Origin of the sequence: Kingella denitrificans ATCC 33394 (assembly GCF_000190695.1) — a bacterium.
Classification (GTDB): Bacteria; Pseudomonadota; Gammaproteobacteria; order Burkholderiales; family Neisseriaceae; genus Kingella_A; species Kingella_A denitrificans.
This window is the reverse complement of sequence record NZ_GL870929.1, coordinates 1020511-1031594: the sequence shown is the minus strand read 5'-3', so window position 1 is coordinate 1031594 and position 11084 is coordinate 1020511. Positions and strand designations below refer to the sequence as shown.

At 54.0% G+C, this 11084-nt stretch carries 13 protein-coding genes, 1 other RNA gene and 2 pseudogenes; 4 read left to right on the top strand and 12 right to left on the bottom strand.

Annotated elements, in window-relative coordinates; translation table 11 throughout:
- Positions 1-101 precede the first annotated feature (101 nt).
- Positions 102-1193, bottom strand: coding sequence for a redox-regulated ATPase YchF (gene ychF, locus HMPREF9098_RS05105; RefSeq protein WP_003782622.1), 1092 nt, complete (start codon positions 1191-1193; stop codon positions 102-104).
- Positions 1194-1328: 135 nt separating this feature from the next.
- Positions 1329-1943, bottom strand: a complete 615-nt coding sequence (lolA, locus tag HMPREF9098_RS05100) for an outer membrane lipoprotein periplasmic chaperone LolA (RefSeq protein ID WP_115324903.1) — start codon at positions 1941-1943, stop codon at positions 1329-1331.
- A 175-nt stretch (positions 1944-2118) separates the two neighbouring features.
- Between lolA and HMPREF9098_RS05095 the strand changes: the two genes are divergently transcribed.
- Entirely contained in the window at positions 2119-2967 is an 849-nt protein-coding gene (locus tag HMPREF9098_RS05095) for a ferritin-like domain-containing protein (RefSeq protein ID WP_003782620.1), read from the top strand.
- A 111-nt stretch (positions 2968-3078) separates the two neighbouring features.
- On the opposite strand, the gene HMPREF9098_RS05090 is transcribed toward HMPREF9098_RS05095, so the two are convergent.
- From HMPREF9098_RS05090 to HMPREF9098_RS05070, 5 genes are all read right to left on the bottom strand, one after another.
- Entirely contained in the window at positions 3079-3594 is a 516-nt protein-coding gene (locus HMPREF9098_RS05090; protein ID WP_003782619.1) for a DUF3592 domain-containing protein, read from the bottom strand.
- 137 nt (positions 3595-3731) lie between these two features.
- Entirely contained in the window at positions 3732-4520 is a 789-nt protein-coding gene (locus HMPREF9098_RS05085) for a TatD family hydrolase (RefSeq protein ID WP_040564283.1), read from the bottom strand.
- Between the two features lie 96 nt (positions 4521-4616).
- Entirely contained in the window at positions 4617-5009 is a 393-nt protein-coding gene (locus HMPREF9098_RS05080) for a PilZ domain-containing protein (RefSeq protein ID WP_003782617.1), read from the bottom strand.
- 49 nt (positions 5010-5058) lie between these two features.
- Positions 5059-6054: a DNA polymerase III subunit delta' gene (gene holB, locus HMPREF9098_RS05075; RefSeq protein WP_003782614.1), complete on the bottom strand. Its 996-nt coding sequence runs from the start codon at positions 6052-6054 to the stop codon at positions 5059-5061.
- Positions 6055-6086: 32 nt separating this feature from the next.
- Entirely contained in the window at positions 6087-6590 is a 504-nt protein-coding gene (locus tag HMPREF9098_RS05070; RefSeq protein ID WP_003782613.1) for a DUF1841 family protein, read from the bottom strand.
- A gap of 97 nt (positions 6591-6687) precedes the next feature.
- Between HMPREF9098_RS05070 and ssrA the strand changes: the two genes are divergently transcribed.
- Positions 6688-7052: a transfer-messenger RNA gene (ssrA, locus tag HMPREF9098_RS11415) on the top strand.
- Between the two features lie 190 nt (positions 7053-7242).
- On the opposite strand, the pseudogene HMPREF9098_RS12450 reads toward ssrA, so the two are convergent.
- Positions 7243-7638 (bottom strand): annotated as a pseudogene (locus HMPREF9098_RS12450) (site-specific integrase); the annotation flags it as partial.
- Here HMPREF9098_RS12450 and HMPREF9098_RS12225 point away from each other — a divergent pair.
- Positions 7549-7833: a hypothetical protein gene (locus HMPREF9098_RS12225; RefSeq protein WP_232617971.1), complete on the top strand. Its 285-nt coding sequence runs from the start codon at positions 7549-7551 to the stop codon at positions 7831-7833. The pseudogene HMPREF9098_RS12450 and the gene HMPREF9098_RS12225 overlap by 90 nt on opposite strands.
- A 42-nt stretch (positions 7834-7875) precedes the next feature.
- Here the strand turns inward: HMPREF9098_RS12225 and HMPREF9098_RS12475 are convergent.
- From HMPREF9098_RS12475 to HMPREF9098_RS05055, 4 genes and pseudogenes are all read right to left on the bottom strand, one after another.
- A pseudogene (locus HMPREF9098_RS12475) lies at positions 7876-7947 on the bottom strand (hypothetical protein); the annotation flags it as partial.
- A 24-nt stretch (positions 7948-7971) separates the two neighbouring features.
- Complete coding sequence (locus HMPREF9098_RS11175) at positions 7972-8220, bottom strand: Arm DNA-binding domain-containing protein (protein ID WP_003782611.1); 249 nt, start codon at positions 8218-8220, stop codon at positions 7972-7974.
- Positions 8205-8393, bottom strand: coding sequence for an excisionase family protein (gene xisR, locus HMPREF9098_RS05060; RefSeq protein ID WP_003782610.1), 189 nt, complete (start codon positions 8391-8393; stop codon positions 8205-8207). Before xisR ends, HMPREF9098_RS11175 begins: the two co-directional genes overlap by 16 nt.
- 1311 nt (positions 8394-9704) lie before the next feature.
- The gene (locus HMPREF9098_RS05055; protein WP_003782608.1) at positions 9705-10598 is read right to left on the bottom strand and encodes a metallophosphoesterase; all 894 of its coding nucleotides are present in this window, start codon (positions 10596-10598) and stop codon (positions 9705-9707) included.
- A 149-nt stretch (positions 10599-10747) separates the two neighbouring features.
- Here HMPREF9098_RS05055 and HMPREF9098_RS11705 point away from each other — a divergent pair.
- The coding region (locus HMPREF9098_RS11705) for a metallophosphoesterase family protein (RefSeq protein WP_174254470.1) at positions 10748-11084 on the top strand (337 nt) is incomplete at its 3' end.

The window sequence follows — 11084 nt, the reverse complement described above, 5'->3', positions numbered from 1 at the left end:
TCTCCGTTTGCCTATTTTTTGTGCGGCGGCAGAAAAAGTGCAGGCTGCTTTTGAATCATCCCAAAAGCAGCCTGCACTTTAATGCGCGATACGGCAGCGGTTTACACGTTGAACAAGAAGTGAATCACATCGCCGTCCTGCACGATATATTCTTTGCCCTCGGCGCGCATTTTGCCCGCTTCTTTGGCCTTCGCCTCGCCGCCCAGCGCGATAAAGTCGTCGTATGCAATCACTTGGGCGCGGATGAAGCCGCGTTCGAAATCGGTGTGGATAACGCCGGCGGCCTGCGGTGCGGTGTCGCCTTTGTGGATGGTCCACGCACGCACTTCCTTCACACCGGCGGTGAAATAGGTTTGCAGGCCGAGCAAATCGTAGCCCGCGCGGATAAGGCGGTTCAAGCCGGCTTCTTCCATGCCCATTTCTGCCAGGAATTCGGCTTTTTCATCGTCTTCCAATTCGGCAATGTCGCTTTCGATGGCGGCACAAATTGCCACGATGGGCGCGTTTTCCTGTTCCGCCAGCGCTTTCAGGCGGTCAAAATGCGGATTATCGGTGAAGCCGTCTTCCGACACGTTCGCTACATACATGGCGGGTTTCGCCGTCAGCAGGAACAGCGGGCGCAGCAGAGCCAGTTCGTCTTTGTCCAAGCCGAACGAGCGCACGGGCTTGCCTTCATTCAAATGCGGCAGCAGTTTTTCCAGCACCGCCACCAGTTTTTGCGCGTCTTTGTCGCCCGATTTGGCGCGTTTGCCTTCGCGGATGATGGCTTTTTCCACGCTGGCCAAATCCGCCAGCGCCAATTCCGTGCCGATGGTTTCAATGTCGGCAATCGGATCGACTTTGCCCGCAACGTGGATGATGTTGTCGTCGTCGAAGCAGCGCACCACGTTCACGATGGCATCGGTTTCGCGGATGTTGGCGAGGAACTGGTTACCCAAGCCTTCGCCTTTGCTGGCACCGGCCACCAAGCCTGCAATATCGACAAATTCGACAATGGCAGGCTGCATGCGCTGCGGATTGACGATTTTGGCCAATTCGTCCATGCGCGGGTCGGGCACTTCCACAATGCCGACGTTCGGTTCGATGGTGCAGAACGGATAGTTGGCCGCTTCGATGCCGGATTTGGTCAGCGCGTTAAACAGGGTGGATTTGCCGACATTGGGCAGGCCTACGATGCCGCATTTCAAGCTCATGATATTCTTTCGTCAAATAAAAATTCAAAGGCGCGATTTTAACATAAAAGCGGGGTGCAGGCTGCTTTTGGCAGGCAAAACCGCCTGTCGGCACATAATCGGCGGACAGGCGGCGGATGGGAAGGGGCGGACGGTTTATTGTTCCAGCACGTCCACACCGGCAGGTGGCGTGAATTTGAATGCGGAACGCGACAAATTCGGTTTGGTGTTCAACTGGTTAAACTGGATGGTGGTTTGGTTGCCGAAGCTGTCTTTCAGCTCCATCGCGGCCAATGCGTTGCCTTTGAAGCCGATGCGGATGAATTGGTAGCCTGCGTTGTTTTTGCGCGGCGTGGCCAGCACATAATCAATGCCGTTTTTGTTGCCGTCTTCTTTGAGCGTGTAGCTCGATTCCAGCGCGCTCTTGTTGGACAAAATCGCCGCAGGGCTGTCGCCGATGGTTTGGTCTTGGTTGGAGCGCGTTACCTGTTTCAAATCCATGTCATACAGCCAGATGTGCGAACCGTCGCCCACAATTACTTGCTTATAAGGGCGGGTGTACGACCATTTGAACAGGCCGGGGCGCAGGATTTGGAATGTGCCGGAGGCGGTTTGGTTTTTGTTGCGGGCGCGGACGGTTTGGGTGAAGTTGCCGCTGATGCCGTCTGCATCGCTGTTGAACTGTTTGAGTGCGTCAATCGCGCCTGCCTGCGCTTGTGCGGCCATCAGGCAGACGATGGCGGTGCCGAAAGCGGTTTTCCAGTTTTTCATCATTCGTTTTCCTTTGTGCGATAAAATCGAAACGGCTTAAATCTTAACATTTCTCGCGCCGTGCGCCACAGGTTTTGCGTGTGTTAAAATAAGGCGCAGGGCTATTTGTTTGAAAAATATCCGGAAAAAATGGCTTGTTTAACCTGATTTTAAAACTTGTTTACGCAAAACGCTTATGAAAACGCTTTATTCCCTGCTGCACCAAGCACTTTTGGCGCAGGATGCGGACGAAAAATGCCGCCACACTTATGCCGCCCACGAACATTGGCTGGCAGGCTGCACGGCCGATGAAAAGCAGCCTGCACCCCCCGCAGAAGACATTTTGGTGGCCGGACGGCCGCCGAAGCCGCCGCTGGTGCCACATACGCAGGTGGAATCGCGCAAACTCTCCACGCCGGAGGGTTATGCCGCCATGCTGCACGCCATCGCGCACATCGAGTTCAACGCCATCAACCTGGCCTTGGACGCGGCCTACCGTTTCCGCAGCCTGCCGCGCGAATTTACGGGCGACTGGTTGGGCGTGGCCAAAGAAGAATGCGACCATTTCCTGCTGATGCGCGAACGGCTGCGCGAACACGGTTTCGATTACGGCGACTTTCCGGCGCACGCGCATTTGTGGGACATGGCGCGGCAAACGGCCTACGACCCGCTGTTGCGCATGGCCTTGGTGCCGAGGGTGCTGGAAGCGCGCGGCTTGGACGTGACCCCTGCCATTCGCGCCAAAGTGGCGCAGCGCGGCGACACGGCCACCTGCGAAGTGCTGGACATTATCTACCGCGACGAAGTGGGGCATGTGCGCATCGGCAACCGCTGGTATCATCATCTGTGCCAAGAGCGGCAGTTGGAGCCGATGGCCTTGTTCCGCCGACTGTTGCAGCAGCACGATATGTTCGTGTTCCGCGGCTATGTGAACACCGAAGCGCGGCAGCGGGCAGGGTTTAGCGAATTCGAATTGGCCATGCTGCACGATTTTGAGCAGGCCAACCGCGAACACGGCGCATATAGTGAATTAAAATCGCAATGATACGGCGTTGGCTCGCCGCCTTGTCTTATTTTTATTTTAATCCACTATAAAAAGCAGCCTGCACTGGGGAAATTGAAAGTGCAGGCTGCTTTTTGCGGCAAAAATCACTGTTTATGAAAAGCGGACACCGTCATCTTTGCGGTGATCCGTATCGTCATCTTCGTCGTCTTCATATTCTTCTTCATATTGCTGTTTCTCGCGGCGCGCGTTCATGAAAATGCTGCCCGCAACGAACAACGAAACCAATCCCGACAAGAAATCCTTCCACGCGCTCGGTTCTTCGCTGTGTTGGCAGCGCACGTTCTGCTTGTCTGACGGTAGATAGCTGCATTGGATGCCTTCGCCCGCTTTCAGTTTGGCCAATTCATCCGCATCGACGGTAACGGATTTGACATTGACCGTTTCGCCCGTTTCCGCCGTGTAGGTCATCTCGTCCAGGGTGTAATAGACCTTGCTGCTCCTGCGTTTGCGGTATTCGGTGTATCCGTCACTGGCCGGCGTGAACGTGGCCGTTTTGCTGGTTTCCTGAAACAGGCTGTTGTTTTTTGTCGTGCGGTAGCCGCTAATCAGCGACATAATGCCGAATGGGATCAAAATAAGGCAGAGTAAAATGGATTTTATATTCATAAACAAATATCTAGGAGGGTTGGAAAGCGTGGATTTTAGCAGGTTGCGGGGCGGGCAACAAGTGCGGGTGGTAAAAGCAGCCTGCACTGGGGAATTTAAAGTGCAGGCTGCTTTTTGCGGCGTTTTATCGGGGTTCTCTATCTGGCTGACGATTCGGTATAAGGCGTGACTTTGTCGAACAGGCGGTAGAAGTTTTCGCTGCTGGCACGGGCAATGTTTTCCAACGTGTCGCCGCGCAGTTGCGCCAGAAATTCGGCGGTGTGGCGCACATAGGCCGGTTCGTTGGTTTTGCCGCGGTGGGGCACGGGGGCGAGGAAGGGCGCGTCGGTTTCCACCAGCAGTCGGTCAAGCGGGCAATATTGCGCGGCGGCTTGGATGTCTTTGGCGTTTTTGAAGGTTACGATGCCGGAAAACGATAAATAATAGCCCAAGTCCAGCGCGATTTTGGCGATGCGCACATCTTCGGAAAAGCAGTGCATGACGGCTTTTTCGGCGCGGTGTTCGGCCATCAGGCGCATGGTGTCGTCGGCGGCTTTGCGGGTGTGGATAATCAGCGGCAGGCCGCTTTGGTTGGCGGCTTGGATGTGGGTGATGAAGCGGTTGTGCTGCCAGGTCAAATCGCCGCTGCACCAGTGGTAGTCAAGGCCGGTTTCGCCGATGCCGACTACTTTTGGGTGGCGTGCGTGCTGCAAAAGTTCGTCCAGGCTGAATTCGGCGGCGGTTTCGCTGTCGGGGTGGATGCCGACGGTGGCGAAAAGGTGGTCGTTCTGTTCGGCCAGCGCCAACACTTGGGCGAAACTTTCGCGGCTCACGCTGATGACGAGGGCTTGGGCGACTTGGTTGTGCGCCATGTTGGCGAAGACTTCGGGCAGGCGGCCGGAGAGGCTGTCGAAATTCAGGTGGCAGTGGGAGTCGATGAGGAACATGGTTGCTTTGTCCAAAAGTGATTGGCGGGCAAAAGCAGCCTGCACTTTGGGGACGGGGGAAGTGCAGGCTGCTTTTGTGTGTTCGGGCGGCTGCGGTTACAGCGTGTATGTCGGGCGTTCGTTGTGCAGCAGGCCGGACAATATATTTTCAAAAATGGTTTTGGCTTTCAGGCCGGACTCGTCCGAACCGAATGCCAGGCCGATGCCTTTTGGGCGGCCGCTGGCGCTTGGGTTGGCGTTAATCCAGCAGACATTGGTTTTGATGAAGATTTTTTCGGTTTTTCCCAAACCGACCAATTCCAAAACCAGCAGGATTTCTTCGCCCATATCGAATTTGTCGTCGGTGGGCAGGAACACGCCGCCGTATTCCAGAAACGACATATAGCTGGCATAGATGACCGGTTTGCTTTCCAAACGCAGTTGCAGCATGCGGCCGGGTGCGCTTTTGGCGGCCGCATTCGGGGCGGCTTGAGGTGCGGGGTTGCTCATGTGGGCTTCCTATCGATTTGAATAATTGGGTAATGCGTTGTCGGGTCGGTCAGCGCGTTTTCGGGTTTAGCGCCAGCAGGTATTCGCCCAACAGGGATTCGGCCTGCATTCTAACATTGAGACTGTGGTGTCCGTAAGGGGAAAGGCGGTGAACGTGGTCAATTAGGCGAAAAAGTGTGTGCGGCTGCGTTTTTTGCGCCACAGTGTGCAGGCTGCTTTGGTGGTGCGGATAATACAGCGGCGCTTGTTGTTGCGAGACGAGCAGCATGTCCAGCAGCCATTTGTACAGCCAGTCCAGCAGCACGGCCAGCGGCAGTTTCTGTTTGTCCCATTGCGCGGCATAATCCAAAATCGCCAGTAGGCGCGGTTCGGCCAGCAGTTGCAGTAATTGTTCGCGCCATTGGTCTTGCTCGGGCTGCGGTTCGAACAGCGGCGCGTGGCTGTGAAATGCCAGCAGCGGTGCGGCCTGGTCGGCGGATTCGGGGTGTGCCTGCCGCCAAAACTGCAAGGCGGTGGCGGCATCGGGCGGGGGCAGCAGCAGGGCGCGGCAGCGGCTGCGGATGGTGGGCAGCACGCGGTCGGCATTGTGGCTGACAAGGATGAACACCACGGCTTCGGGCGGTTCTTCCAGCATTTTTAGCAGGGCGTTGGCCGCCTGCACGTTCATGCTTTCCGCCGGAGAAATGCACACTACGCGCCGGCCGCCGCGCACCGAGGTTTGTTGCAAAGGCTCCAAAATGGCGCGGATGACGTCGATTTTGATTTGCTGCAATTTGCGCGCCGTTGTTTCGCCGGTTTCTGGCTGCTCGGGTGTGAGGAGGTAAAAATCGGGGTGCGCGTCCTGTGCGAACAGGTGGCAGGACGGGCATTGACCGCAGGGTTCGTGCAGGCTGCTTGGGTGTTCGCACAGCAGGGCTTGGGCCAAATGGCGGGCGAAAGCGGTTTTGCCCGTGTGTTCCCTGCCGATGAGCAGGCAGGCGTGCGGCAGCCGCTGCCAATGCGACACAAGCTGTTGCCAAATGGGTTGGTGCCAAGGGTAAATCATAGTGCAGGCTGCTTTCTGTGTGCCGATGACAGTTATTTCCGTTCGCTGATGCGGTCGGATTGCGGAACTTCGTGCGGATTGATGCGCGCCTGGTCTTCCTGTCCTAAATCCACCAGTTTGCGCAGGCGGGTCATGTATTGGTTCACGTCCAATCCGCGCCCGAAACGTTGCGCTTCCCACAAGGTTTCCGCCAGCGCTTCCATCATTTCGTGTTCGGCCGCGCCCCAATTGTCGTTGTGTTTGGCGCACAGTTGCGCGTGAATGGCGCGGATGCCGAACGGCTGGTCGATGGCCACCTGTTCCTGAATCGACAAGTGCATCGACAAGTGCAGAAACGGGTTGGTCTGCCCTTGTTCTGGCGTCCAGTTGTGGTCGAGATAATGCTCGATATTGTCCAGTATCGGCGCATATTCGCGATGGCCTTCTAAAATGCGCAGGGCTTTCTGCTGCAAAGCGTCCAGCCGGACGGGCGCGAAACGCAGTTGCCAAACATGGGCAAAAAAGCGGCGGACATCGTGGGTGTTTACGTCATACATAAAAAGCAGCCTGCACTGGTGGACGGTAAACGGCGTATTATAAAGGATTATTGCTTTTCAGGCAGGTAAAACTTGTGTACAATGCCAAGGGTTATTTGGGGGCGACCTTGGTTTCGACGGGGGTTACGAAGCAAATACGGGCATACCGGGTTTTCAGTTACCCGTAAAACACTGAATCAAAATAGTCGCAAACGACGAAACTTACGCTCTGGCCGCTTAAGGCTAGCCGTTGCAGCAGTTGGCCGATGGGCTGTGTAGGGTAAAACCTACGGCAACGTCATATTACATTGGCTGGCCGTTTGTCGGGTTACTTGGCAAACGGCGAGATTTAAGGTAACTGGTTTTCTGAAAGCCTGTCTGTCGGCGTGATGAAAACGAGATTTTCAAATGGACAAGACTAAGTATGTAGAACGTTTTGTAGAGAGCTTTCGGACGGGGGTTCGATTCCCCCCGCCTCCACCAAGATATCCGATAAGTATCCTATACTTATCTCCATTTCTGTGTTTTTTGGCACACTATTGGCACATTTTCCACCAAAAAGCTGCTCGATTTTGGACTTTTCACGCTGCTTGTCGGCCAAGTCAATCCAGCGGGAATAGTTTTCGAGTAGCATTTTCATGGTGCTGTGTCCCATCTGACGGGCTACCCACATGGGGTTGGCTCCGGCCATGAGGTTGAGTGTAGCAAATGTATGACGGGTGTTGTAGGGTTTCCTGTACCTTACCCCCGCTATTTTTATAGCGTGCTGCCACGGTCTCCACGGTACTTTGTCGTTCTCAAACGGGCTGCCGGTTTTCGGATTGATGAAAACGTATCCGCTTGCCAGCCCTGTTCTTTGCCATTGCCTATGTAAGGCTTCCAAGGCGCGGCTATTGAGCTCGATGTCTCGATAGCTGTGGGTTTTGGTGCTTTTCAGCTTGCCAGCCACGGATGCTTTGTTCACGCGCACGCACTGCCTTTGGAAGTCGATGTCCTGCCAAGTGAGAGCGATGAGCTCGCTGGTACGCATACCGCTAAAAAAGGCCAGCTCGAAGTAATTGTGAAACACAGGTTCATTTTTCAGGTAGCCCAGGATGGCTTCGGCCTCTTCGAGCGTGAACGGATCAGGCGGCTCTTTCTGCACTTTGGCGTTGGCCAGATGCTGGGCGGGATTGTCTTTTATCCTGCCGTCGCGGAGCGCAAGAACAAACGGCTGCCGAATAACGGTGGCGATGTTGTTGCGAGTTTTTGCGCTACAGTCTAAGGTAGCCAGCAGCCCGGCTAGGGTACTGTACTGGATACGGTCTATCGGCATGTCGCCAATTTTAGGCAGGACGTGGCTGTTGAGCATGCCGCGATAGCGGGATAGGGTGGAGTGGGATAGCTGGTTAACGGTGGCTAGCTAGGCTTCGGCCATCTCACGGAAAGTGGGGCTGCGCTCCGTTTCTTCCGCCCGTTTGGAGTTGGGAAAGAATTCGGCATAATCGAATACGCCGATGGCGATTCGGGTACATATTTCTTCCCGGAGTTTGGTGGCGTGCCGGATGTTGGCGGTGGTGGGCTTAAGCGGCAGGCTTTCCCAACATCGTTTGCCCTGATACATGAACCATATTTTGATACTACGGTCGCGAATAACTAAGCCGGTTGGCATTCGTTTCGTTGCCATTTTTCTACCTCTTTTACGTTGATTAAGATGTGGCGGTCGGGTGCACGGTAGTAGTGGAGTCCCTCTACCCAAACGCCGGTGCTGATTTTGTCCCTTAAAGCCTTTTCTGTATAGCCTGACAACTCGGCGTAACGTTTTAACTGAATTTGGTTCAACATATTCAATCCTCCATATGAGTAATTAGGACTTGTAGTAAGTGGCCGTAGTACCGTAACCAACCATGTGGCGGACATCAGGCAACCTGAGTCGTCTTTCTGTTTGCATTTTTTCTCCAAAGTTAAAGTTCGCCTTTCAGCGGCTTAGTTAATCCATTGTCCACGGCAGATTGTGTTCCACACTGCGTGGGGGAGGGTGATTTACCGGTGGGATAAGCAACAATGTCAGGTGCGCATCCATTGCCTTTGCCTATATTGGTACCAACTATATTAGCAGTAAAAAGCCCTAAAATTTTTTTCAGCCCATTCTCAAAGAAGGATGAATATCGGCAGACCATATGGCGGTTTGAAACGTAGAAAAGCCTTTGTTCACTGAGTGAATAACAGGTCACTTTAGATTGGCGTAGCTGGTTATCCCTATAAAAAGTACGATGGCCGCAAGTGTATTCATGTAATGGAACTAGGTTCTGTTAATGCTGAGTGCCGCATGGTTTTTAATATAAAGTAGAAATAATATTAAATATCAATGGATTGATATTTTTGAAGTGATTTATGCCCGAGAGCTTAGTAAAACTCACTAACCGGAGAACCTGGTCAGGCACACTTCCCCATCTGTTGGGCCTAATCAAGCACGGATTGAGTGGACAAGGTTCCAATATCCCGTATGCCGATGTAGGCATCGCTGGCGTTATCCGGACCTGGTTCATCGGCGGCTGACAAAATCAGATCAGCGTATTAGTGCAAATGGAATCCATACAGAAGGCACTGCCGGCAACGGCGGTGATGCATGCCGGATTAAAGGCACTTTAAGCTTACTCACAGCATATCCGCACCGATGCAGAAAGTCATACCTACGGGCAAAGGGCAGATTGCCGAGACCAAATCGGCAATCAAAAGGGGTATTGAGGCAGACAGCTTTGCTTGGCTGAAAGATGATTGCAAGGACCTGGTTCTTTTACTCACTAAAAGATAAAACCTAAGCAAGAGGTGATGATGCATACCGACGACCGGCAGCTATCTCCCCTAAAGACCGGAGGTGTACTAGGTTCGTGGCCAATCGTTTCATTGTTGATACTGTTTTCGTTACCCGAAATATTCGTTTTAATTCAACGATATAGTAAATTATCTAGTATGATCAATTAAGTATCTTGCCTTTGTGCCTGTCGACATCTTTGAGCATGCAGAATAACTGCTCCATCCAGCCTTCAGGTAACAACCGGAAGTATCAATGACACGGTTGATTTTGATCTGATGACGCAGAAAGAAAGAGGGATGGCAAACCATCCCTCTGGTCGCTTTGATGTGTTGCCTGGGTCACACCATCAAAAACGGCAGCCCGTCCTTGATTTGCTGCCGCCCCGCCGGGCTGTCGGGCTTAAACTCTTCCTGATAATAGCCGATGGTGTTGCTCACCGTCGGAATGCCGTATTCGTTGGCATAACAAACGGGCAGGTGTTGGTGGGCGTGGCCGTGAATGCAGGCTGCAAGCTTTTCAGGTAGCCCGATTTCCGCATCCTCTGCCCACCGTGCAGGCAATGCCGTGCCGTAGCCTAGGTCGGCATCGCCGAACAGGCGGCTGGTCGGGTGGTGGGTGAACAGGATGTTTTGTACGCCGGACGGGCTGGCACGCAGCGTTTCTTCGATAAAGCACACGCTTTGATAATGTGCTGCCAGCACATCGCGATACAGCAGCTTGGCGTAACGATTGCCGCGTTTGACCTTGATGTAGCGGTAGTCGCTCAACCTTTGCGCCACCGCATATTCGTCCCCATGCGCCACCTGATACCAAAACGGTGCGCCGATCATCTGCACGCGCCCGTTGTCGAGCATGGCGCACTGGTTGTGCAGGATGCTCATGTGCGTCTTCAGTATCGGGCTGCCGTCCAGAGCCGCCTGAATCCGTCCGACCGCCTTGTGTAGGGCGTCGCCGTAATATTCGTGGTTGCCCATCACATAAAATACTCGGTCAAAGCCGTTTTCTGCAATCACGCTTTCCAGAAACGGCACGAAATAGTGGAACTTCCTGGCCTCGGTCAAATCGCCGGCAATCATCAACAGATTGTGTTGCGTTGCAGGCTGCCTGTTGCAGCGGAACAGGGGGCGGTAGATTTCGTTCAGCACATCGGTTTGCAGCAGCCCGCGTTTATCGAACAGCCATTCCAAGTGGATATCGGAGATGTAGTTGAGTTGGACGGTGCGTGTCGGCATAAGGGGGCTTCCTAATGAATGATGGATGAGCGTGAACCATCAACGCCGATACTCGGCGCCAATCGTGTCAAACGATTTCAGATGGAATGATACAATACCGGCGAACCGTTTCCCATCTCCCGTTGCAGGCTACCTGAAACCATATCTCCATGAAAATCCAGCTTCTTTCCGACACCCACGGCAGCCCCTATACCCTTCATCCCGAAGCCGATGTGATTGCCCACGCCGGCGATTTCGGTAACGGCTTGGCCGCCATGCGGCAGTTTCAGGCAGCCTGCAACGAGGCGGGCAAGCCCTATGTCTTTGTGCTGGGCAATCACGATTATTATCATGAAAACATGAGCGATGTGCGCCTGCAGTTGCACGATGCGCCTTGTCTGCGCACGGGCAAAACCGTGCAAATCAACGGCCGGACCTTTGTCGGCGGCACGTTGTTCAGCAATTTCAGGCAGCACCAGGTCAGCGCCGGACAGTTTGAGCAAAACT

Coding starts and splice junctions, on each gene's coding strand:
- ychF (WP_003782622.1), bottom strand. CDS start 1,193: ATGAGCTTGAAATGCGGCATCGTAGGCCTGCCCAATGTCGGCAAATCC.
- lolA (WP_115324903.1), bottom strand. CDS start 1,943: ATGAAAAACTGGAAAACCGCTTTCGGCACCGCCATCGTCTGCCTGATG.
- HMPREF9098_RS05095 (WP_003782620.1), top strand. CDS start 2,119: ATGAAAACGCTTTATTCCCTGCTGCACCAAGCACTTTTGGCGCAGGAT.
- HMPREF9098_RS05090 (WP_003782619.1), bottom strand. CDS start 3,594: ATGAATATAAAATCCATTTTACTCTGCCTTATTTTGATCCCATTCGGC.
- HMPREF9098_RS05085 (WP_040564283.1), bottom strand. CDS start 4,520: ATGTTCCTCATCGACTCCCACTGCCACCTGAATTTCGACAGCCTCTCC.
- HMPREF9098_RS05080 (WP_003782617.1), bottom strand. CDS start 5,009: ATGAGCAACCCCGCACCTCAAGCCGCCCCGAATGCGGCCGCCAAAAGC.
- holB (WP_003782614.1), bottom strand. CDS start 6,054: ATGATTTACCCTTGGCACCAACCCATTTGGCAACAGCTTGTGTCGCAT.
- HMPREF9098_RS05070 (WP_003782613.1), bottom strand. CDS start 6,590: ATGTATGACGTAAACACCCACGATGTCCGCCGCTTTTTTGCCCATGTT.
- HMPREF9098_RS11175 (WP_003782611.1), bottom strand. CDS start 8,220: ATGCCAACCGGCTTAGTTATTCGCGACCGTAGTATCAAAATATGGTTC.
- xisR (WP_003782610.1), bottom strand. CDS start 8,393: ATGTTGAACCAAATTCAGTTAAAACGTTACGCCGAGTTGTCAGGCTAT.
- HMPREF9098_RS05055 (WP_003782608.1), bottom strand. CDS start 10,598: ATGCCGACACGCACCGTCCAACTCAACTACATCTCCGATATCCACTTG.